20 protein-coding genes and 3 tRNA genes are annotated in these 21357 nt (G+C 59.6%); 10 read left to right on the top strand and 13 right to left on the bottom strand.

The annotated features are described in order from the left end of the window. The 4 genes from FHX05_RS14445 to FHX05_RS14430 all read right to left on the bottom strand — a co-directional run. Window positions 1-140, bottom strand: a 140-nt coding sequence (locus FHX05_RS14445; protein WP_234836486.1) for a GTP-binding protein, incomplete at its 3' end; no start/stop codon positions are given. Between the two features lie 402 nt (window positions 141-542). Next, window positions 543-971: a DUF3597 domain-containing protein gene (locus FHX05_RS14440; protein WP_112337476.1), complete on the bottom strand. Its 429-nt coding sequence runs from the start codon at window positions 969-971 to the stop codon at window positions 543-545. A gap of 196 nt (window positions 972-1167) precedes the next feature. Continuing rightward, a tRNA-Gly gene (locus FHX05_RS14435) sits at window positions 1168-1241 on the bottom strand. 25 nt (window positions 1242-1266) lie between these two features. Next, window positions 1267-1351 (bottom strand) — tRNA-Tyr (locus tag FHX05_RS14430). A gap of 198 nt (window positions 1352-1549) precedes the next feature. Here FHX05_RS14430 and rlmB point away from each other — a divergent pair. Together rlmB and FHX05_RS14420 are read left to right on the top strand one after the other, a co-directional pair. Continuing rightward, complete coding sequence (gene rlmB / locus FHX05_RS14425) at window positions 1550-2458, top strand: 23S rRNA (guanosine(2251)-2'-O)-methyltransferase RlmB (protein ID WP_183872370.1); 909 nt, start codon at window positions 1550-1552, stop codon at window positions 2456-2458. A 40-nt stretch (window positions 2459-2498) separates the two neighbouring features. Beyond that, window positions 2499-3188 (top strand): AprI/Inh family metalloprotease inhibitor, encoded by a 690-nt coding sequence (locus FHX05_RS14420; protein ID WP_183872368.1) that lies wholly within the window; start codon window positions 2499-2501, stop codon window positions 3186-3188. A gap of 58 nt (window positions 3189-3246) precedes the next feature. Here FHX05_RS14420 and FHX05_RS14415 read toward each other — a convergent pair whose 3' ends face one another. The 3 genes from FHX05_RS14415 to FHX05_RS14405 all read right to left on the bottom strand — a co-directional run bounded on the left by FHX05_RS14415 (window position 3247) and on the right by FHX05_RS14405 (window position 4164). Beyond that, a complete protein-coding gene (locus FHX05_RS14415; RefSeq protein WP_112607076.1) occupies window positions 3247-3540 on the bottom strand; it encodes a hypothetical protein in 294 nt (97 codons plus the stop codon). A gap of 145 nt (window positions 3541-3685) precedes the next feature. Further along, window positions 3686-3955, bottom strand: coding sequence for a hypothetical protein (locus FHX05_RS14410; RefSeq protein ID WP_069614918.1), 270 nt, complete (start codon window positions 3953-3955; stop codon window positions 3686-3688). Window positions 3956-4088: 133 nt separating this feature from the next. Then, a tRNA-Thr gene (locus FHX05_RS14405) sits at window positions 4089-4164 on the bottom strand. A gap of 158 nt (window positions 4165-4322) precedes the next feature. Between FHX05_RS14405 and FHX05_RS14400 the strand changes: the two genes are divergently transcribed. After that, window positions 4323-5096 (top strand): NAD kinase, encoded by a 774-nt coding sequence (locus FHX05_RS14400; RefSeq protein WP_112410567.1) that lies wholly within the window; start codon window positions 4323-4325, stop codon window positions 5094-5096. 106 nt (window positions 5097-5202) lie between these two features. Here the strand turns inward: FHX05_RS14400 and prfB are convergent. The 3 genes from prfB to FHX05_RS14385 all read right to left on the bottom strand — a co-directional run bounded on the left by prfB (window position 5203) and on the right by FHX05_RS14385 (window position 10396). Beyond that, window positions 5203-6334 (bottom strand): peptide chain release factor 2 gene (prfB, locus tag FHX05_RS14395; RefSeq protein WP_112337480.1). Its coding sequence is split into 2 segments (ribosomal slippage): window positions 5203-6264 and window positions 6266-6334, totalling 1131 coding nucleotides; the frame shifts between segments, so codons are not numbered across the junction. A 126-nt stretch (window positions 6335-6460) separates the two neighbouring features. Continuing rightward, window positions 6461-8923 carry a penicillin-binding protein 1A gene (locus FHX05_RS14390; RefSeq protein ID WP_183872366.1) on the bottom strand — a complete coding sequence of 821 codons (2463 nt, stop codon included), beginning with the start codon at window positions 8921-8923 and terminating at the stop codon, window positions 6461-6463. 258 nt (window positions 8924-9181) lie between these two features. Continuing rightward, window positions 9182-10396, bottom strand: coding sequence for an N-acetylmuramoyl-L-alanine amidase (locus FHX05_RS14385; protein WP_112607082.1), 1215 nt, complete (start codon window positions 10394-10396; stop codon window positions 9182-9184). 678 nt (window positions 10397-11074) lie between these two features. Between FHX05_RS14385 and FHX05_RS14380 the strand changes: the two genes are divergently transcribed. After that, window positions 11075-13960: an Rne/Rng family ribonuclease gene (locus FHX05_RS14380; RefSeq protein ID WP_183872364.1), complete on the top strand. Its 2886-nt coding sequence runs from the start codon at window positions 11075-11077 to the stop codon at window positions 13958-13960. A gap of 184 nt (window positions 13961-14144) precedes the next feature. Here FHX05_RS14380 and FHX05_RS14375 read toward each other — a convergent pair whose 3' ends face one another. Next, on the bottom strand, window positions 14145-15302 hold the full coding sequence (locus FHX05_RS14375; RefSeq protein WP_183872466.1) for an aminotransferase class I/II-fold pyridoxal phosphate-dependent enzyme: 1158 nt from the start codon (window positions 15300-15302) through the stop codon (window positions 14145-14147). 212 nt (window positions 15303-15514) lie between these two features. On the opposite strand from FHX05_RS14375, the gene FHX05_RS14370 reads away from it, so the two are divergent. From FHX05_RS14370 to FHX05_RS14345, 6 genes are all read left to right on the top strand, one after another. Further along, window positions 15515-16282, top strand: coding sequence for a DsbA family protein (locus FHX05_RS14370; protein ID WP_112337484.1), 768 nt, complete (start codon window positions 15515-15517; stop codon window positions 16280-16282). 122 nt (window positions 16283-16404) lie between these two features. Continuing rightward, complete coding sequence (gene aroQ, locus FHX05_RS14365; RefSeq protein WP_183872362.1) at window positions 16405-16842, top strand: type II 3-dehydroquinate dehydratase; 438 nt, start codon at window positions 16405-16407, stop codon at window positions 16840-16842. Between the two features lie 24 nt (window positions 16843-16866). After that, entirely contained in the window at window positions 16867-17340 is a 474-nt protein-coding gene (gene accB, locus FHX05_RS14360) for an acetyl-CoA carboxylase biotin carboxyl carrier protein (RefSeq protein ID WP_183872360.1), read from the top strand. 9 nt (window positions 17341-17349) lie between these two features. Next, the gene (accC, locus tag FHX05_RS14355) at window positions 17350-18702 is read left to right on the top strand and encodes an acetyl-CoA carboxylase biotin carboxylase subunit (protein WP_112337486.1); all 1353 of its coding nucleotides are present in this window, start codon (window positions 17350-17352) and stop codon (window positions 18700-18702) included. 3 nt (window positions 18703-18705) lie between these two features. Further along, window positions 18706-19335, top strand: coding sequence for a leucyl/phenylalanyl-tRNA--protein transferase (gene aat, locus FHX05_RS14350; RefSeq protein WP_112607090.1), 630 nt, complete (start codon window positions 18706-18708; stop codon window positions 19333-19335). Window positions 19336-19658: 323 nt separating this feature from the next. Next, window positions 19659-20294, top strand: a complete 636-nt coding sequence (locus FHX05_RS14345; RefSeq protein WP_112607092.1) for a DUF1062 domain-containing protein — start codon at window positions 19659-19661, stop codon at window positions 20292-20294. A gap of 66 nt (window positions 20295-20360) precedes the next feature. Here the strand turns inward: FHX05_RS14345 and FHX05_RS14340 are convergent, their stop codons facing one another. Together FHX05_RS14340 and FHX05_RS14335 are read right to left on the bottom strand one after the other, a co-directional pair. Beyond that, window positions 20361-20801: a DUF2155 domain-containing protein gene (locus FHX05_RS14340; protein ID WP_183872359.1), complete on the bottom strand. Its 441-nt coding sequence runs from the start codon at window positions 20799-20801 to the stop codon at window positions 20361-20363. 102 nt (window positions 20802-20903) lie between these two features. Next, window positions 20904-21302, bottom strand: a complete 399-nt coding sequence (locus FHX05_RS14335) for an NADH:ubiquinone oxidoreductase subunit NDUFA12 (protein ID WP_095434555.1) — start codon at window positions 21300-21302, stop codon at window positions 20904-20906. Between the last annotated feature and the right edge of the window lie 55 nt (window positions 21303-21357).

The raw sequence follows: 21357 nt of genomic DNA, 5'->3' as shown, positions 1-21357 counted from the left end.
GCGTCGATCTGGTCGTACGCCTTGAACTCGCCGAAGTACTTCGTGATCGCTGCCGTCAAGGACGTCTTGCCGTGGTCAACGTGACCGATCGTACCAATGTTAACGTGCGGCTTATTGCGCTCAAACTTACTCTTTGCCATTTGAATGCTTCCTGTGAACGTAATGAGTGACCCCGGCGAACCGGTTTAGTGCCGCCGTTTAAGGCTTTCATCGCATTTGCGCAAGACTTAATTGCAGGCCCTATTCCGGGCGAAGCCTGGCCGATGGCGGATGATCTAAAGCCATCAACATTCCTTCGCCGCGTAAGGTTCGCCGGCCGATCCGGAAAGACAAAAAAGCATTTGCCGGTTCAGGCGCTTACATAGGGAGACACGGCGAAGAAATCCAGTGCCGCTAGTGGGGTAGGCATTCGTACGATCTCGAACGCAAAGCACCCTCTCCCGGCAGGAAAGGGCGCAGAATTATCAAACCACAATCAATCGTCGCTTGTCACGATGCATCATTCGACGCAGCCGATCGGAGACGCCGAAGCTTTGCAGCGATCAGTCGAGAAGATCGGCCGGCACCTTGCCGCCATTGTCCGCAAGCTTCTTCAGAAGAGCCTTGTGGAGGAACATGTTCATCTTGGCGGAATCGCCGGCATCACCGGTATAGCCAAGCTCCTGAGCCAGTTCCTTGCGCTCGGAAAGGCTCGCATCCATGCCAAGCGCCTTCATCAGGTCGACGATCGAATGTTTCCAGTCGAGCTTCTGGCCGCTTTTCTTGACAGCAGCATCGAGGATGGAGGCGATATCCACCGGCGCGGACGGTGCGCTGGTGGCAGGCGAGGTTGCTGCCGTCGTCGCTGAAGGAGCTGGCGTCGGCGCAGGCGCCGGATTGGCAGTTGCGGAGGTGGTCGACGGTGCCGGAGCAGCCTCGGCAGCCTTTGCCTGTCCCCAGATTGCACCCTTGATCTTGTCGAAGATACCCATTTGCGCTCTCCCGTTTCGGTTGCCTGAGCAATATGTATCGCTCGCGCAAATATAAGCAACCCTTCATGTCAAATATGCAAAGACAGAAGCCAACACGCCGAGACCGAAGCCGCCATCAGGACCGACAAGCATGCAAGGCACAATATCCTCTTCGCTGTAACGAAGAACGATGAAGATGCTAACAAACTGAAATTCTTGGAGCGGGTAGCGGGAATCGAACCCGCGTATTCAGCTTGGAAGGCTGCTGCTCTACCATTGAGCTATACCCGCGGGATGGTCAAGATCCGGCACGGAATGGTGGAGGGAGTTGGATTTGAACCAACGTAGGCTGAGCCAACGGATTTACAGTCCGTCCCCTTTAACCACTCGGGCATCCCTCCAGTATTCCGACTGGATCTTGCGACCAAGCTTGTCAGACCGTGGCGTCGCCGCCGTGATCTGCGCCGCGTATATGGCCGGACCACTTCCGTCTGTCAACACAAGGAATTACCAAAAATGACAAAAAAATTTCAGCCTGTGGGAAAAGCCCGGCACTGAAAGAGGCTAGGCGCTTGCGGACGCGCTGGTTATAAAGCCGCATGAGCAAAGATAAAATTTCCGGCCGCGCCGGCCCAGACAGCACCTCCGACGACAAGTCGGCCAAGGACACGCATTACGCCACCCTGCGTCGCGCGCATCGCGATGCCAAGCGCGAGCGCGGCGAAATCCCGACGCCGACGCCGCAGAAGCGCAAGAAGACTGGTGCTGACGATTGGAAGCCGCCGGCGCTCGCACCCGACCAGGTCTTTCTCTATGGCCTCCATACGGTCCGCGCCGCGCTTGCCAATCCCGAGCGCAAGAACATCAAGCTGTCGACGACGCAGAATGCGCTGGTGCGGCTGGAAATCGGCCCCGCCGACGCGCTCGGCATTCCCGTCGAGATCGTCTCGCCGCAGCATATCGATAAGGTGCTCGGCCCAGAAGCGATTCACCAAGGCGTCATGCTGGAAACGCGCCCCCTGCCCGTGCGCCGTCTCGAGGCATTGAAGGATAGCCCGTTGCTACTGGTCCTCGATCAGGTGACGGACCCGCACAATGTCGGCGCCATCATGCGCTCAGCGGTCGCTTTCGATGCGGGTGCCGTCATCACGACACAGCGCCACAGCCCGACCGAATCAGGCGTGATGGCAAAATCGGCCTCGGGCGCGCTGGAACTCATACCTTATATACAGATCACCAATCTCGCCGACGCACTCGGCGAGCTGCACCGGCTCGGCTTCACGACCATCGGGCTCGATTCGGAAGGTCCGGCACCGCTGGAAGGCACCTTCAGCGGCGACAAGATCGCCCTCGTGCTCGGCTCCGAGGGCAAGGGCCTGCGCCAGAAGACACGGGAGACGGTGAATGCGCTCGCTCGGCTCGATATGCCGGGCGCCATCAAGTCGCTCAATGTCTCGAATGCTGCCGCGATCGCGCTATATGCGACGCGGTCCTATCTCAAATCATAGTGGCGCCCTTGGCGGCCGCAGCACGTTGGGAGAATTTGCTTTGATCCGTCCTCTTGGTCCTGCGGCGGTTGCCGCTGCCCTTGCTTTGGCCATAGTCCAGCCGGCGCGCGCCGCCGATGACGAAATGATCCAGGCGCAAGCAGGCGTCTGGCTGGTTGCGCCGGAAAGCGGCGCCAAGGGCTGCCGCCTCACCTTCGGGACGAATGCGGTCTCCGGCGGCTACGAGATTACAGGGGCAGATGCATGTGCGACGCCGCTCCCCGCCCTTACCGCGGCCAAGATCTGGAATTTCACCGATGATGGCGCGCTGGCGATCGCGGACGGTGGGGGCAAGCCACTCATGCGCTTCCAGCAGGAGGAAGGCTCGCCGTGGGAAAGCGAAGGCGGCGATCGGACCTGGCTGCTGCCGGCGCTCGGCGTTGTCGATCACGTGCCGACTACCGAAAGCCTTGCAGGCACGTGGCGCATCCAGACGCCGGACGGCAAGCCCATCTGCGATATCACGCTCACAACCGACAAGGATCAGGATGGCACCGCCAAGATGTCATCCAGCGGCAACTGCGCCGGCGAAGTCGGCGACCTCAAGCTTTCCCTGTGGGCGACAGAAGGGTTCGGACTTGTCATGCTGGGCAGCGATGGCTCCTCGCTCTCTTTTGATATGAAGCCCGACGGCAGTTTCCAGAAGTCCGAGGAAGAGGAAGGCGAGCCGTTGCTGCTGGTCCGCAAATAGGTTGGTTGAAGCATATCGAAGCACGCTCACCGCGAGCGCTAAATCAAGCGCGTAATGCTCATCGCACGATCATCGGCGCCCGATGCCAGGCCGATTGGCGCCAAAGCACCCTCTCGGTAACCGGGCAGCCGTCCTGCAGCTTCGCCCAGGAGGTGACATTGAGGTTCATCTCGCATTGCGCGAGGTAGCTCCGCCCCCCGACGGTCATACAGGCGACCTCGCCGACCGCATGCTGCTTTCCATCCGCATTTTTACAGTAGCAGTTTCCACCAGCTAACACTGATGCGCCTGTAAACGCCGTGATCACGACAACCGGCAATCCCAAGGCGGCATGCCGCGATATCCCGCGCATGGACGTATCCTCTCCACCATTGACGGATAAAGTGTATGCCGATTTCTGGCGTTGTAAATGCATCTGCAATCCCGAGCAGGCAGGCGAATGGATGCATGAAGAACCGGGGGCGATTTGATGCGCTCACCAAGACCTATCGGCAGGCTCAGTGAACCATAGGGTCCGCTTCATCGAAGAACGACCTGATGCCATCGCGGGCGATCGTCGCCAGGAACTCGTCGAATGCCTCGCGATCAGTCGCGAAGGGCTCTTCCCATTCGATCAGATCCTCTTCCGGCGTGATTACCTCCATCCGCCAGTCGGCATTGGTGCCGGCCGGGCGAAAGATATCGACCAGGACGGTCACGCCATCGTCGGTGAATTCACCCGAAAGCTCGGAGTGTTCGAGTTTAGGCTTCTTGGGCTTGCTCGGCATAGGGTTCCAGGCACACGAATATAGGATTGATGACTGTTACGGGCGTTCGGAGCCCGTTAGCAACGAGATATTATGTCGTTGTCGCCGGTTTTCCATACCGGAGATGAAACGATCGACAATATTCAGGAAAAAATGGTGCCCCCGGCAGGGTTCGAACCCGCGACCCCCTGATTACAAATCAGGTGCTCTACCAACTGAGCTACAAGGGCGTATGGGCATGCCAAATAACAGACTTTGAAATCCTGTAAAGGGAAAATCGGTCGATCCACGTTAAAGCTGGGGATCGACCGATTCACCAGTTCGCGCGAAACGTCTTGTCGCGACAAGGGAATAACATTACGAAGAATCGCTATTCAGAGGACATTGCATGTCGCGCAATCTTCAATCCGTTTGTTTTCTCGCCTCCACCGCGCCAGAGGCTCAAGCGGCGCAGGAAGAGCTTATTGGCCTCTACGGCCAGACATCGCAGGAAGATGCGGATATTGTCGTGGCTCTCGGCGGCGATGGTTTCATGCTGCAGACGCTGCACAAGACGATGAATACCGGCAAACGCGTCTATGGGATGAATCGCGGCTCCATCGGCTTCCTGATGAACGACTACCGCACGGACGGTTTGGCCGAGCGCATCGAAGCAGCCGTCGAAAACGCGTTTCACCCCCTGCAGATGACCACACGCAATGCCGACGGCAGCTCCTGCGTCGCGCTCGCCATCAATGAAGTGTCGCTGTTTCGTCAATCCTATCAGACGGCAAAGCTTAAGGTGGAGATCGACGGGCGGGTTCGCCTGCCGGAACTAATCTGCGATGGGCTGATGGTGACGACGCCGGCGGGCTCCACCGCTTACAATCTTTCCGCCCATGGCCCGATCCTGCCGCTGGAAGCGCCGCTGCTTGCCATGACGCCCGTCAGCGCCTTCCGCCCCCGCCGCTGGCGCGGCGCGCTCCTTCCCAACAGAGTGACGGTCGACATCACCGTGCTTGAGGCGGAGAAGCGCCCCGTCAATGCCGCCGCAGACAATACCGAAGTCAAATCGGTTCTCGGCATTCAGATTCGCCAGAGCGAGGATACGACGGCCCGCATTCTCTCCGATCCGGACAGGTCATGGTCGGACAGGATCCTGGCAGAACAGTTTTCGGATTGACCGAGCTATCTGCATCAGGCCCAAGAGACGGGAAGCAGCCGGCCAGAAGCACCATGAAAAAAGCCCCGTCTCCGGGGCTTTTTTCTATGCATGAACGGATGCGGCCTTATTCGACGTCGTCGACGACCGCATCGGCAGCACCGCTGATGCGATGCGCAAGAGCAGCTTCCATGAACTCGTTGAGGTCACCGTCCAGAACATCGCTGGGTGCGGTGCTGGAAACGCCGGTGCGCAGGTCCTTGACCAGCTGGTAGGGCTGCAGGACGTAGGAGCGGATCTGATGACCCCAGCCAATGTCCGTCTTCGAGGCGGCTTCGGCATTGGCCGCCTCTTCCCGCTTCATCAATTCGGCCTCGTACATACGGGCGCGCAGCATGTCCCACGCCTTGGCGCGATTCTTGTGCTGCGAGCGTTCCTGCTGGCACTGCACGACAATCCCGGTCGGGATGTGCGTGATACGCACGGCCGAATCGGTCGTGTTGACGTGCTGACCGCCGGCGCCCGACGAGCGGTAGGTATCGATGCGGCAATCGCTTTCGTTGATCTCGATCTGGATCGAGTCGTCAACGACCGGGTAGACCCAGATCGAGGAGAATGACGTGTGACGGCGCGCATTGCTGTCATATGGCGAAATGCGCACGAGGCGATGCACGCCCGATTCGGTCTTCAGCCAGCCATAGGCATTGTGGCCCTTGACGAGCAGCGTTGCAGACTTGATGCCGGCTTCTTCGCCGTCATGGACTTCCAGCAGCTCCACCTTGAAGCGCTGGCGTTCGGCCCAGCGGGTATACATGCGCAGAAGCATGTTCGCCCAGTCCTGGCTCTCGGTGCCGCCGGCGCCGGAGTGGACTTCGAGGTAGGTATCGTTCGAGTCAGCCTCGCCCGACAGCATGGCTTCCACCTGCCGTCGCGCGGCTTCCGCCTTCAAGCCCTTGAGTGCTTCTTCAGCCTCGCGGACGACATCGGCGTCGCCCTCTTCTTCGCCCAGCTCGATCAGTTCGACATTGTCGGCAAGCTGCTGCTCCAGCGCGCGCACGCCACTAATGCCATCGTCAAGCTGCTGACGCTCGCGCATCAGCTTCTGCGCCTCAGCAGCGTCGTTCCAGAGGGTCGGATCCTCTGACTTGTTATTCAACCAGTCCAGTCGTCTTACCGCCTGGTCCCAGTCAAAGATGCCTCCTCAGCAGGGTGATAGCCTGCTTGGTTTCATCGACTACTTTCTCGATTTCGGCTCGCATAGTCCCACTTCTTCATTTCACCGCTCAAGACAAGCGGTCATCCAATTCAAAGAGTGCTGGTGACATAGATATACATGCCGCTGGTGTAAAGCCCCGCGGCCTGTCGATCAGACAAATAGGGTCAGATCAGAAGAGACCGCCGGATCCGGAGGTGACCGCCTGGTTCGCCTGCGGCGACGTTCTGAGGATTTCCTCAGGCGCAACCTGCGCCGCGGCATCGCCGCCGCCGATGACCTGCAGGCTGGTAGCCGGGCCGGTGCCGGGCTTGAAGGCTTCCATAATGGCATTCGGCTCGCCGGGCTGTGCGGCCATGCCGGTCGCGCGGTTGACCGCAACCATCGTCATGCCGGCCGGAACCTGGAACTTCTCAGGCGCCTCATCCTTCGTGGCAGCCTGCATGAACTCGTTGAAGATCGGCGCGGCAAGGGCGCCGCCGGTGCCGCCGCGGCCGAGCGTGGCTGGCGTATCGTAACCGATGTAAAGGCCGGCGACGAGGCTCGGCGTGTAGCCGACGAACCAGGCATCCTTCTCATCATTGGTGGTGCCGGTCTTGCCGGCGACATCGGTATTGAGCTTGATTTTGCCGGCGGCCGTTCCGCGGATGATGACGCCCTGCATCATCGACGTGACCTGATAGGCCGTCATCGGATCGAGCACCTGCTCGCGATTGTCGGCGATGACAGGCTCGTCCTGATTCTGCCAGGCGCTAACGTTGCAACTGTCGCAGACGCGTTCCTCATGCTTGAAGATGGTCTTGCCGTAACGGTCCTGGATGCGGTCGATGAGCGTCGGCTTGATCTGCTTGCCGCCATTGGCCATGACCGAATAGGCCGAAACCATGCGCAGCACTGTCGTTTCGCCGGCACCCAACGACATGGCGAGCACGGGGTTCATATGATCGTAAATGCCGAAGCGCTCGGCATATTCGGCAACCAACGGCATGCCCATGTCGGAAGCGAGACGGACCGTCATGAGGTTGCGCGAGTGTTCGATGGCAAAACGAAGCGTATGGACGCCGCCGCCCTCGCCTTCGTAGTTCGTCGGCTTCCAGACATCGCCATTGCTCAGCGTGATCTGCAGCGGGTCGTCCAGAATGACGGAGGCCGGTGTATAGCCATTATCCATGGCGGCCGCGTAGACGAAAGGCTTGAACGACGAACCGGGCTGCCGCTTGGCCTGCGTTGCACGGTTGAATTCGGACTGCGCGTAGGAGAAGCCGCCGACCATGGCGAGCACGCGGCCGGTATGCGGGTCCATGGCAACGAGACCGCCCTGCACCTTCGGCGGCTGGCGCAGGCGATAGCTGCTCGAATCGGCATTGCCGGTCTTCTGCACGTAAATCACATCACCGGGGCTCAATACGCCGCTCGGCAATTTGGCCGACTTGCCGCCGGCCGAGCGATAGGCCCAGCGCATGTCGGCGGGGGAGATCGTGCCGCGTGTCCGCTCCGTCGATACCTTGCCGGCGGCATCGACGCGCGGCTGCAGGCCGATATCAACGCCTTGATCCGATACGGAAAGGACGACGGCGACCCGCCATTCCGGCACGTCGCTCAGGCTTGGAACCTTCGCCAGCTCGACGCCCCAATCCTGTGAGGTGGCAATCTGCTTGAGCGGGCCGCGATAGCCGCGGCGCTCGTCATAATCGATCAGACCATCCTGAAGGGCCTTGCGAGCTTCGAGCTGCATCTGCGGGTCGAGCGACGTACGAACGGAAAGGCCACCTTCGTAGAGGGTCTTCTCGCCATATTGGTCGATCAACTGGCGGCGAACTTCCTCGGCAAAATAGTCGGACGCGAAGAGCGACGGGCCGCTCTTCGGCGGCACGACGCCGAGCGGCTGCTTCTTCGCCTCTTCACCGTCGCTCTGGCTGACATAGCCATTCTCGACCATGCGATCGATCACCCAGTTGCGGCGGGTGAGCGCTGCTTCGGCACGGCGGAAGGGATTATAGTTCGACGGACCCTTAGGAAGCGATGCCAGATAGGCCGATTCGGCGATGGTCAGTTCGTTGACCGACTTGTCGAAATAGGTGAGAGCAGCGCCGGCGATGCCGTAGGAATTCAGGCCGAAATAGATTTCGTTCAGGTAAAGCTCGAGGATCTTGTCCTTGCTGTAGGCCTGCTCGATGCGGAAGGAGAGAATCGCTTCCTTGATCTTGCGGTCGAAAGTCTGGTCGGCGGACAGCAGGAAATTCTTGGCGACCTGCTGCGTGATGGTGGACGCGCCGACGAAGCGGCGGCCGGAACCGATATTCTGCAGATTCACGGCCACGGCGCGGATAAGGCCGCCGACATCGACGCCGGGATGGTTGTAGAAATTCTTGTCTTCCGCGGAAAGGAAAGCCGCCTTGACGCGATCGGGAATGGCCTGGATCGGCACGAAAAGCCGGTTCTCGCGCGAATATTCCTTCATCAGCGCGCCGTTGCCGGCGTGGATGCGCGTCGTGACCGGCGGCGCATACTTGGCAAGCACCTCGTAATCGGGCAGTTCCTTCGAGACCACGCTCAGATAGATGGCAGCCGCAGCCGCCACACCCAGAAACAGGAGGCAGCCCAGGCCAAAAAAATATCCAATCAGTCTGATCATCTGATACTACCGGTGCTTGTTCTTCATGCGGCACGTGCGCGAGATCATCGCATAATCACGGGCGTTTTGCACGCTCGCGGCGTGAATGCAAGACGGCAATGGGACAAAGCCGTGCTTCATACGCGAGCAAATGATACTTCGCTGTAACGGCGGGAATGTGAGCAAAATAGGGCCTGACGCCAGCATTCCAATTTCATCCAGTCCTAAAGTACATCGCTGTTACATGGAAGCCACGACGGATCATCCAATCCGAAGCCATCAGCCGCCATTGGCGATGATGGCCACGCGATACTGCTTCACCGCCTCCGTCAGACGATCGGCGACCTTCTCCCGCCAATTGGCATCGAGCAGCAGCTTTTCATCCTCCTTGTTGGAGAGAAAACCGAGCTCGAGCAGGATCGAGGGCACGTCGGGCGCAGTCAGGACCTGGAAACCCGCATGGCGATGCGGATTATTGATCATGGCGATCTGGCCGTTGAACGAGGACAATACATCCTGCGCCAGCGAAATGGAGAAGGCTTGAGTCTCGCGGCGTGTCAGATCCATGAGAATATCATTGACGGCGGCCGGCTGCGTCTGAGCCTCGGCGCCGGCGATCTGATCGGAATTGTTTTCACGATCGGCCACCTCGCCGGCAAGACGGTCCGACGCCTTGTCCGAGATAGTGTAGACGGTCGCGCCGCGGATATCCTTCTGCTTCAGCGTATCGGCATGCAGCGAGATGAAGAGCGAAGCGCGATTTTGCCGGGCGATGGTCACGCGTTCGGACAGCGAGAGATATTGATCCTTATCGCGCGTCAGGAAGGCCTTGATGCCGGGCTGCGCATTCAGCTTGTCGGCAAACATCTTCGCAAATGCGAGCGTAATGTCTTTTTCCTGCGTGACGCCGTCCGTGCCGGTCGCGCCGGCATCGATACCGCCGTGACCGGCATCGACCGCAACGAGGAAGACATTCGGATCGGCTTTCTGCGCCGGCTCGACCGGACCGACGTCCTTGGCGGTATCGTCGCTCGTCCAGCTCTGCTTATTTACAAGCTCGGCAAATTGTTCGGCAGGCAGCATCTCGGCATCCAGCACGAGGCGCTGCCCCTTGCCGCTCTCATCGGCCTGAACCTTGGCCGTGACCAGCTTTACCGGTTTCTTTGCCGTCAGCACGATACGGGCGCTGTCCGCATCCATCGTGCCGTAGCGAATATCCTTGAAGAGGCCGGTCGGCTTCAGACTGCCGGCCGGGAAGCCGAATGCAGTTGATGGGAGATCGACGACGACACGGACGGGATTGTCAAGGTAGTGAACCGTGAAGGTGGGAGCCCGGTCCATGTCGATGACGATACGCGTGCGGGCATCGTCGCCGGCAATGCGGGCGCCATAGGCAAGCACAGAAGCATCCGCCGCCGCTGCGGGCGCAAATGCAGAAACCGAAACGAGAATTACCAGAGCAAAGGCCGCTGCCGCAAATCGCAAAGCCCTCACGCCACTCTCCGCCACATGCCGCAATCCCTTTACCAAGTGCCCAACGCGCCCCATATTGGTTTCGGCGTTGTTTTTGAAGTGCCAATAACGGGAACCAGGTTTGACCTGATGGCTGCATCAGTGATGCGCCGGGAGACGAATCGACAAGACATCCTCCCGCGTCCTCATCATCCGACGAATCCATCAATATTATGGCATACTTGGCTTTTCCCTTGCTATTGTGACAGATAAAACATACAACGCATATTAGGGTAGAAGTGTTGACGGGATAGAGTCGTCGCAAAGGCAGCCGCCTCGAGTACCAGGCGCCAATAAGCGGCATTCATCCGCCGTCTGCAGTACTTCTGCTCGAAACAGTGGATATCTGAATTTCCGGCTTCAAACGGGAAATTCATCGGTGGAGAGCCACCAAACGCTCTTTAGAGAGCACCTTCATCGGACCCATTTGTGGGTCTAAGGCATAGTCGATCTCGCTTGGTTACGGATGTTACCGCAGCAGCTTTTTCAGAAAGTCAACAGACCCCAGGGATATGATGCCCCGGCTGCCGTCTGGATGCTGTCATCGCCGAACCAATCGCGACTTTCATTATCCGGCGCAACAATTGCGGATCACATCCGGCCTGTCCCAGTGACAGGCAGGCCCCCATCCGACTGTCTGCGCCGAGGAGCACAGCTTTCATGGCAGACAAAATGCTTATCGATGCGTCTCACGAGGAAGAGACGCGCGTCGTTGTCGTTCGCGGGAACCGCATAGAAGAATTTGACTTCGAGTCCCAGCACAAGAAGCAAATTCGCGGCAACATCTATCTTGCAAAGGTAACGAGGGTCGAGCCCTCGCTTCAGGCCGCTTTCGTTGACTACGGCGGCAACCGGCACGGCTTCCTGGCCTTTGCCGAAATCCATCCCGATTACTATCAGATCCCGCTGGCCGACCGGCAGGCGCTTTTGAAGGCTGAGGCCGAAGAGCATCGCCGCGACGACGACGTCGAGCATGTCGAAACGGCGCTCGATCTTTCACAGCAGGAACAACCCGATATCGGCATTGTCCCGGCGCAGGCGGAAGACGCCGCAGTGCCGGCCGCAATCGCGGAAGAGGCTCCTGCCTCGGAGGCTGTCGAAGCCACCGAAAAGGCAGCGCCTGCCAAGAAGGCAAAGCCGCGCCGCAGCCGCAAGAAGGCCGCAGTTGAAGAAGCCCCCGCCCCTGGAGCGACGGACGCAGTCGATGCGCCGAGCGAGGACGAAGAAGGACCGTCGGGCGAAATGGCGGCGATGGTTGAAACCGATTCGATCTCGGAAGACGTCGCGACCTCCAAGCGTCGTCGTGATGACGACGACGATGATGATGACCATGAAGAGGAAGTGATCGAATCCGTCGGTGCCGAAGACGCGATGGAAGAAGTTCCCGATCGCGCCCAGCGCAAGCCGCGCAAGCAATACCGTATCCAGGAAGTCATCAAGCGCCGCCAGATTCTACTGGTTCAGGTGGCGAAGGAAGAGCGCGGCAACAAGGGTGCGGCACTCACCACCTATCTTTCGCTCGCAGGCCGCTATTCGGTTCTCATGCCGAACACGGCGCGCGGCGGCGGCATCTCCCGCAAGATCACCAATCCGCAGGACCGTAAGCGCCTGAAGGAAATCGCCAAGATGCTCGAAGTGCCGCAGGGCATGGGCGTCATCCTGCGTACTGCCGGTGCCAACCGCACCAAGGTCGAGGTCAAGCGCGATTTCGAATATCTGATGCGCCTGTGGGAAAACGTCCGCACGCTGACGCTGGCATCGACGGCTCCTTGCCTCGTCTACGAAGAAGGCAGCCTGATCAAGCGCTCGATCCGCGACCTCTACAACAAGGATATCAGCGAGATCATCGTCTCTGGCGAGGAAGGCTATCGTGAAGCGAAAGACTTCATGAAGATGCTGATGCCGAGCCACGCCAAGGTGGTTCAGCCGTACCGCGACATCCATCCGATCTTCTCGCGCTCCGGCATCGAAGCGCAGCTCGACCGCATGCTGCAGCCGCAGGTCACGCTGAAGTCCGGCGGCTACCTGATCATGAACCAGACGGAAGCGCTGGTTTCGATCGACGTCAACTCCGGCCGCTCGACCCGCGAACATTCGATCGAGGACACCGCGCTCCAGACGAATCTCGAAGCAGCCGACGAAGTGGCTCGCCAGCTTCGCCTGCGCGACCTTGCCGGCCTGATCGTCATCGACTTCATCGACATGGAAGAAAAGCGCAACAATCGCGCCGTCGAGAAGAAGCTGAAGGAATGCCTGAAGAATGACCGCGCCCGCATCCAGGTCGGCCGCATCTCGCATTTCGGCCTTCTGGAAATGTCGCGCCAGCGCATCCGCGCTTCGGTTCTCGAAAGCACGACGCAAATCTGCTCGCATTGCGGCGGCACGGGTCACGTTCGCTCGCAGTCTTCCGTTGCCCTGCATGTCCTGCGCGGCATCGAGGAATATCTGCTCAAGAACACGACGCACGACATCACCGTGCGCACGACGCCGGACATTGCGCTCTATCTGCTCAACCACAAGCGCCAGACGATCATCGATTACGAAAGCCGCTTCGGCGTCGCGATCCTCATCGATGCCGACAATGCCGTTGGCACGCAGCACTTCGCGATCGACCGTGGCGAGCCGGTCGCCAATCCGGTGAAGATCGAAAGCCTGTTCAACTTCGCAGCCATTCCGGACGATGATGACGACGATATCGTCATCGAAGCCGATGAGGATGAAGACGAAGAGTTGGAAGAAAAGGCTGCAAGCGCCGAGCAGCAGCCTGCCGCTCGCTCTGAAAGCAATGATGGCAACCGCAAGCGCAAGCGCCGTCGTCGGCGTCGTGGCCGCGGCAATGATAACCAAGCCGCTCCTGCTTCCGAAGATGGCTCCACGGCCGATATCGCCGATGATGGAGACGAAGGCGACGATGACGAGGATGATGCCGGCGCAGATAACGCCGCATCCGCTGGCGGCGACGATGACGCGCAGCAGAAGCGCAAGCGCCGTCGCCGCGGCAAGCGTGGTGGCCGGCGTAATCGTGAAAACGAAGGCAACGAACAGGCCGCTGCAGGCGAGGAAACCGGTTCCGGCGAAGCTGATGAGAATGATGCCGAAGACGGCGACGAAGCAACCGTAACGGTGGCCGAGATCGCGGTCGCCGAAGGCGAAGCTGCCGTCGAGGCGCAGCCCGCCATGGCAGCGGTCGAAACCGCAGCAGCCGTCACCGAAGACATCAAGCCCGCCAAGGGCCGCGGTCGTCGCAAGGCAAAGGCCATCGAGGCATCGCCCGTCGAGACGCCCGCGGTTGACGAAGCGCCGGCAGCGGATGTCGAAATCGAAGCGGTCGCCGAGACCACCGAAGCTTTGGACAATTCGGCGGAAGCGGCAACGCCCGAAGCGACTGAGGATGCAGTCAAGCCGGCCCGAGCCAATCGCGAATCGAACGTTTCCTCCTCTGCTCCAGTGGTAAAATCCACTCGCACCAATGAAGGTGGCGAGAGCGACGGAGAGTCGGCGAAGCCGAAGAAGGCCGGCTGGTGGCAGCGCCGCGGCTTCTTTTAAGAAAACCGACTGAGAATAATTTGACAAAAATCCGGCCGTGGCGACGCGGCCGGATTTTTCGTTTCCGTTGCACGATTTATTCGTCAGTCATGCCCAAGCACTGAACAGATCGAGGCCAAAGCGTACAGCTCGTCGACTTGCGAAAGCACTTTCGCAAGCTCGCACAAGCTGTTTATTGCGGATTCTATTTCAGCCACGCCGCCATGCGTTCGGTGGCTTCCTCGATCTCGGCATTCGAGCCGGCATAGGAGAAACGCATCGCGCGATGTCCTTCCACGGGATCGAAATCGAGGCCGGGCGTGGCGGCGACATTGATTTCCGCCAGCATCTTTTGCGCGAAGACCATGCTGTCGTTCGTGAAGCGGCTGACATCGACATAGGCGTAGAAAGCGCCATCCATGGGCGAGGCAATGTGAAAGCCGATTTCCGGCAGCCGACGCATGAGGAAATCGCGGTTGCGGCCGTAGCTCTCACGATAGACATCCAATTCGGCACCTGCGCCGAGCGCTGCCTCGGCGGCGATCTGCGACAATTCCGGCGCGGAGATATAAAGGCTCTGGGCCACACGTTCGACGGGGCGGACCAGCCGCTCCGGCAAGACCATCCAGCCGATGCGCCAGCCGGTCATGCAATAATATTTCGAGAAGGAATTGATGACGATCACCTCGTCCGTCAGTTCCAGCGCGCTCGTCTCCTCGCCGACGAAGGTCAGCCCGTGGTAGATTTCATCGGAGATGAAGGCGATGGAGCGATCGGCGCAATAATTCGCCAGCGCCTTTAAAGCCGCCCTGCCCGTCACCGTGCCTGTGGGATTGGCGGGGCTTGCCAACAGCACGCCCTTCAGTCGCTTGCCGCTTGCCGCCTGTGCTACCTCCAGGCTCGCGGGCGTGAGTGTAAACTGCGTCTCCTCGGTGACCGGAACCTCGATGACATCGAGACCGAGTGCGGCAAGGATGTTGCGATAGGCCGGATAGCCCGGCCGTGCGATGGCGACGCTGTCACCGGCGTCGAACAAGGTCAGAAAGGCAAGGTTGAAGCCGGCCGACGATCCGGTCGTGATCGCAATGCGCTTCGGATCGATGCTGAGGCCGTGGTGTGCCTGGTAATGGGTGGAAAGTGCCTGCCGCAGGGCTAGAGTGCCGAGCGCATCCGTATAGCCGATGCGGCCATGGCCGAGAGCCGCACGCGCAGCCTCCAACGCCGCCTGAGGTGCGGGATGAGACGGCTGTCCGACAGCCATGGAAATGACCGCATGTCCGGCTTGGCGTCTCCGCGTCGCTTCCGCCAGTACGTCCATGGCATGGAAGGGTTCGACATCGCTGCGCTTGGATAGGGAAAACAAGGTCAATTCTCTCTCGGATCGAATAGGCTAGCGACATTTGCCGCAATATCGGCTCGTTCACAATCCTGCGATTGCGGCTTTGTCGTGAAAATTCCTGTTTCTGGAAATAAGGACGCACCGTAAATTGTCGATGCCTATTTGCGGATGTTAACCCGACGATGCTATGGCGCATCCGAGAATGACGTCTCCGATCAGATCCAAACGAGGACCCAATGACCTTTTCTCTCAAAAGCCTGCTGACGGTTTCGGCGATTGCCCTGACAGCGTCCTTCGCCACAATCCAGCCGGCCGCGGCGCTGGACGACCAGCAGAAGAAGGAAATCGGGGATTTCATCAAGGAGTATCTCGTCGAGCATCCGGAGGTGCTGCTGGATGCGCAGGCCGCGCTCGAAAAGAAGCAGGACGAAGCCCGGATCGCACAGTCGTCGCAGGTGATCACACAGAATAAGGACGCGATCTTCAATTCCAAGGATGATGTCGCCATCGGCAATCCGAAGGGCGATATCACCGTTGTCGAGTTCTTCGACTATAACTGCACCTATTGCCGGCATGCGCTTGGCGACATGGACAAGCTCCTGCAGCAGGACAAGAATGTTCGCTTCGTGCTGAAGGAGTTCCCGATCCTTGGCCAAGATTCGGTAGCAGCCTCCCGGGTTTCCAGCGCGTTCCGCCTGCTCGCTCCGGAAAAATATGCCGAGTTCCATCACAAGCTTCTTGGCAGCGACGGCCGCGCTTCCGAAGATACCGCCATCGATGTCGCCACCTCGCTTGGTGTCAGCGAAGCGGCCATCCGCGCCGAAATGGCAAAAGCGCCGAATACCGCCATGATCAAGGCCACCTACCAGCTTGCTACCGATCTCGGCGTCAACGGCACACCCGCCTACGTCATCGGCAACGAGATGATTTCCGGCGCGGTTGGCCTCGATGCCATCAAGGAGAAGATCGCCAACGTTCGCAGTTGCGGCAAGACGAGCTGCTGAGCGGCGCAAAAATGCCAAAATCGCGGCGTTTCCACATCTAGAGGCGCGCAACCTTCGCACCGGGGCTTTCCTATAGGGCCTCGGGAGTCTATAGGTTGCGCTGCACTTTGACGGAACCACTGATGGCGCAAACTATTTTCGTCCTTAACGGACCCAATTTAAATGCTCTCGGCAAGCGCGAGCCGGGCATCTATGGCGGCAAGACGCTCAAGGATATCGAAGCCGACTGCAAGTCCGTCGGTGAAAGCCTGGGCTTCGTTGTCGATTTCCGGCAGAGCAATCACGAAGGCGTGCTGGTGGACTGGATCCATGAAGCCGGCGACAAGGCCGTCGGTGTCGCGATCAATCCCGGCGCCTACGGTCACACGTCGATCGCTCTACGCGATGCGATCCGCGCCATCTCCATTCCCGTCGTGGAGGTGCATATCTCCAATATCCACGCACGCGAAGAATTCCGGCACAAATCGATGATCGCGCCCGCTGCAAAGGGCATGATCTGCGGTTTCGGACCTCATAGCTACATCCTGGCGCTGCACGCGCTGAAATCCATCACCCAATAACAAAAATACAGGGCAAGAAATCCAATGGCTGAAAAGAAATCGGGTATCGACCAGGCGCTGATTCGCGACCTCGCCAATATTCTCAACGACACGGATCTGACCGAGATCGAAGTCGAACAGGAAGATTTGCGCATCCGCGTGTCGCGCGCCGGCGCGACGCAATATGTTCAGGCGCCGATTGCCGCCCCGGTCGCCTATGCCGCTCCCGCCGCCGCTGCAGCAGCACCGGCCGCAGCGGCTCCGGCAAGCAACGCCCGCAATCCCGACAACGTCGTCAGCGCGCCCATGGTCGGCACTGCCTACCTGGCGCCGGCACCGGGCTCTGCTGCCTTCATCCAGGTCGGCGCGTCCGTCAAGGAAGGGCAGACGCTGCTCATCATCGAAGCCATGAAGACGATGAACCAGATTCCCGCGCCGAAGTCCGGAACGGTAACTGAAATTCTCGTTCAGGACGGTCGTCCGGTCGAGTACGGCGAAGCCCTGGTCGTCATCGAGTAAGGTCGGCCCATGCCCATTATTTCGAAGATTCTCATAGCCAATCGCGGAGAGATCGCTCTGCGCGTGCTGCGCGCCTGCAAGGAGCTTGGCATTGCGACCGTTGCGGTGCATTCGACCGCTGACGGCGACGCGATGCATGTGCGTCTGGCGGATGAAAGCGTTTGCATCGGCCCGCCGCCGTCGCGCGACAGCTATCTCAACATCCACCAGATTGTTGCCGCCTGTGAAATCACCGGCGCGGACGCCGTGCATCCCGGCTATGGCTTCCTTTCGGAAAACGCCAAGTTCGCCGATATTCTCGATGCACACGGCATCACCTTCATCGGTCCGACGGCGGAGCATATCCGCATCATGGGCGACAAGATCACTGCCAAGACCACGGCGCAGCAGCTCGGCATTCCGGTTGTCCCCGGCTCCGACGGCGAAGTGAAGACCGAGGCGGATGCGCTGAAGACGGCGCGCGAAATCGGCTATCCGGTTCTCATCAAGGCAACCGCCGGCGGCGGCGGCCGCGGCATGAAGGTTGCCCGCACGGAAGAGGACCTGATCGAGGCATGGTCGACGGCCCGCACGGAGGCCGCAGCAGCCTTCGGCAACGAATCCGTCTATATGGAAAAATATCTCGGCAAGCCGCGCCACATCGAAATCCAGGTTTTCGGTGACGGTGAAGGCAATGCCATCCATCTCGGTGAACGCGACTGCTCACTGCAGCGCCGCCACCAGAAGGTCTGGGAAGAAGCCAACTCCCCGGCACTCAACGTCGAACAGCGCATGAAGATCGGCCAGATCTGCGCCGACGCGATGAAGAAGCTGAAATATCGCGGCGCCGGCACTATCGAGTTCCTTTATGAGAACGGCGAGTTCTATTTCATCGAAATGAACACGCGCCTGCAGGTGGAACATCCGGTCACGGAAGCGATCACAGGCATCGACCTCGTGCACGAGCAGATCCGCGTCGCTTCCGGCGGTGGTCTTTCGGTCACGCAGGATGAGGTGCATTTCCAAGGCCATGCCATCGAATGCCGCATCAATGCCGAGGACGCGCGTACCTTTGTCCCCTCGCCCGGCACGATCACCCATTTCCATGCGCCTGGCGGCCTCGGAGTCCGTATCGATTCCGGCGCCTATCAGGGCTACAAGATCCCTCCCTATTACGACAGCCTCATCGGCAAGCTGATCGTGCACGGGCGCACCCGCGTCGAATGCATGATGCGCCTGCGCCGCGCGCTGGACGAATTCGTGGTGGATGGCATCAAGACCACCCTGCCGCTCTTCCAGGATCTAGTTTCCAACCAGGATATCGCCAACGGCGATTACGATATCCACTGGTTGGAAAACTACCTGGCAAACACATCGGCCTAGCCAATGCCCGGAGCGCGCGGCAGACATCCCGGCGTTACCCCGGAGATCCTGCTGCGCGCCTATTCCATCGGGCTTTTCCCGATGGCCGAATCGGCTGATGACCCGGAAATCTTCTGGGTCGAGCCGGAACTGCGGGGTATAATGCCCCTGGATACGTTTCACGTCTCCAAGAGCCTCGCCAAGAAAATCCGTCAACACCCCTTCGACATCCGTTTCGATAGCGATTTTGAGGCGGTCATCGCCGCCTGCGGCGAACAGACGAGCGATCGCCCCAGCACCTGGATCAACGAGACGATCCGCTCGCTCTACGCCACCCTGCACCACATCGGCCATGCCCATTCCGTCGAAGCTTGGGAAGGTGACCGGCTGGTCGGCGGTCTCTATGGCGTCTCCCTGGGATCCGCCTTCTTCGGTGAAAGCATGTTTTCTCGCCGCACGGATGCTTCCAAGATCTGTCTTGTCTATCTGGTGGAGCGCCTGCGCGAACGCGGCTTCACCCTGCTCGATACGCAATTCACCACCGAGCATCTGAAGACATTCGGCGCCATCGACGTGCCGAAGGATGCCTATGCGAAGATGCTGGAAAAGGCGATGGAATCGCCCAATCTCAGCTTTTCCGACGATCCGCCCTGAGCGTTTTGGGACCACTTCAAATTCCGATTGTGGTCTGCTATCCCTTCACGCGAAGAGCATTGGTGCACAGAGGTTCCACTTTGCCGTCGTAAATACCGGTCTCATCCAAATCACCCCGTGCCTCAGGGCGGCAAGATGCCGTCCGATGCATGTTCATGTCCATCGGGTGATGGCCTGAGACCGGTTTGGCATTGTCAAAACGCGCCTAATGCAGCCGCCGCTGTCTCAGCTCTTCAGCCGTCCCGCAATATCGCCACACCGCGCCTAAAGGGGCTTGTCTCACTGCCAGCTTGGTGGACTTCCAGACGGAAGACCAAGACGGTATGTGCAATATTCTTCAGGTCCGTTGGACCCTTACGCCCAAAACATCGCCTCAGCCGTGGATCGCCTGCAGCGGCTGCGGATGCCAGAAACCCTTCAGATCGAGCGGCAAGATCCGGCTCAACGCCAATGGCAAGCGGCTCGATGCCTGGCTTGTCTATAAGTGCATCGATTGCGACAAGACATGGAACCGAACGCTCTTCGAGCGCCGGACCGTTCAAGACCTTGGCCCGTCCACGCTCGAGGCGCTGCAGCGCAGCGATCCGGATTGGGTGCAAGCGCAAGAGTTCGATCTTGATGGATTGAAGCGGAAAGCAAAACGTATCGACGAGCCGCCCGACGTTATCCTCCGGAAGCAGACGATACGTGCGGCAAGCGGCTGGACCTTGCTTGATATCGAGATATCAGCCGAATTCCCGGTGAACCTTCGCTTTGATCGGCTGCTTGCATCGGAGTTGGCGATCTCGCGCTCGCGGCTTCAGGCCCTCCGTGACGGAGGCAAGTTGAGAGCCCATCCGGACCGCAACGACGTCTTTCGTCACAAGGTCAAAGACGGCGTGAGGATCATTCTTGACTTGTCGGAGATTGCCGATCGTCAGGCGATAGGTGAATCCGCCGCCAATTCGGATAACGGTTAAGACGATGCCCGCGGGAGCAAGGCTTCTGCGGGCACATAACCCTACTGTGAATGTCTCGAAGACCGATTACTTCGCGCCAGCGGTATCCGGCGCCGGAACGTCGGACTTTTGCTTGCACTCTTTCAGCCAGACGTCATAGATCGGATGCTCGACGGCGTTGAGGCCGGGGCTATCGGCAAACATCCAGCCGGTGAAGATACGGCGGATACGGCGATCGAGGGTGATCTCGTCGACTTCGACGAAACCGTCTACCTTCTGCTGCTCGGTATCGTCTCGCGAATAGCAGGCGCGCGGCGTCACCTGCAGCGCGCCGAATTGCACGGTTTCGTTGACATAGACATCGAAAGTGGTGATGCGTCCGGTGATCTTGTCGAGGCCGGAGAAAACGGCGACCGGATTTGCGATGCGGGCGGCCTCGGCGGTGGAAGCTGCCAAGATGCCGGCGACGAGAGCAATGCCGGCCACGGCCATTGCACGCAAAGAAGCGCTCCCCGTGAAAACCATCATATCCGCCACTCTCCGCTTGGTCTCGGTCAAGGCGCCGAGCAAAAGCCGGCCTATGTCGCGCCTAAAGCCCAATTGTGGCCAAAGGACGAGCCGGCTTCTCGCTTAGTTGCCCGGGGTCCAGGCGTCGTAGTCGCCGGTCACGCGCGGACGCTCGCCGGCAACGGCGAGAGAGCCTGGCGGGCGGTAAGCCTGCGGCGAACCTGTGGGATTGGCACGATGTTCCTTCTGCCATTCCTTGGCGACATAGTTTTCCTTGGTCGGCGGAACGTCGGTGCGATGATGCATCCAGCCGTGCCAACCCGGAGGAATGGCGGAGGCTTCGGCATAGCCCTTGTAGATCACCCAGCGTTTCGGGAGGCCGTAGGAAGACATGCCGCCTTCGTAATAGACGTTGCCGAATTCATCCTCGCCGACACGCTTGCCAAAGCGCCAGGTCGCGAAGCGCGTTCCCAAAGTTTGGCTGTTCCACCAAGTGAAGGTCTGTACGATGAAATTCCACATGTCTTTTCCTCGATACCCGCTGAGGGGCGAGCGATACCAGAATTCGATAGTTTGC

Source organism: Rhizobium sp. BK491, assembly GCF_014194925.1.
Lineage (GTDB): Bacteria > Pseudomonadota > Alphaproteobacteria > Rhizobiales > Rhizobiaceae > Rhizobium.
The sequence above is the reverse complement of the archived record's forward strand: the minus strand, read 5'-3'. Positions and strand labels throughout refer to the sequence as shown.

Coding starts and splice junctions, on each gene's coding strand:
- accB (WP_183872360.1), top strand. CDS start 16,867: ATGGCTGAAAAGAAATCGGGTATCGACCAGGCGCTGATTCGCGACCTC.
- FHX05_RS14340 (WP_183872359.1), bottom strand. CDS start 20,801: ATGATGGTTTTCACGGGGAGCGCTTCTTTGCGTGCAATGGCCGTGGCC.
- FHX05_RS14415 (WP_112607076.1), bottom strand. CDS start 3,540: ATGCGCGGGATATCGCGGCATGCCGCCTTGGGATTGCCGGTTGTCGTG.
- aat (WP_112607090.1), top strand. CDS start 18,706: ATGCCCGGAGCGCGCGGCAGACATCCCGGCGTTACCCCGGAGATCCTG.
- FHX05_RS14335 (WP_095434555.1), bottom strand. CDS start 21,302: ATGTGGAATTTCATCGTACAGACCTTCACTTGGTGGAACAGCCAAACT.
- accC (WP_112337486.1), top strand. CDS start 17,350: ATGCCCATTATTTCGAAGATTCTCATAGCCAATCGCGGAGAGATCGCT.
- aroQ (WP_183872362.1), top strand. CDS start 16,405: ATGGCGCAAACTATTTTCGTCCTTAACGGACCCAATTTAAATGCTCTC.
- FHX05_RS14410 (WP_069614918.1), bottom strand. CDS start 3,955: ATGCCGAGCAAGCCCAAGAAGCCTAAACTCGAACACTCCGAGCTTTCG.
- FHX05_RS14400 (WP_112410567.1), top strand. CDS start 4,323: ATGTCGCGCAATCTTCAATCCGTTTGTTTTCTCGCCTCCACCGCGCCA.
- FHX05_RS14380 (WP_183872364.1), top strand. CDS start 11,075: ATGGCAGACAAAATGCTTATCGATGCGTCTCACGAGGAAGAGACGCGC.
- FHX05_RS14345 (WP_112607092.1), top strand. CDS start 19,659: ATGTGCAATATTCTTCAGGTCCGTTGGACCCTTACGCCCAAAACATCG.
- FHX05_RS14390 (WP_183872366.1), bottom strand. CDS start 8,923: ATGATCAGACTGATTGGATATTTTTTTGGCCTGGGCTGCCTCCTGTTT.
- rlmB (WP_183872370.1), top strand. CDS start 1,550: ATGAGCAAAGATAAAATTTCCGGCCGCGCCGGCCCAGACAGCACCTCC.
- FHX05_RS14440 (WP_112337476.1), bottom strand. CDS start 971: ATGGGTATCTTCGACAAGATCAAGGGTGCAATCTGGGGACAGGCAAAG.
- FHX05_RS14370 (WP_112337484.1), top strand. CDS start 15,515: ATGACCTTTTCTCTCAAAAGCCTGCTGACGGTTTCGGCGATTGCCCTG.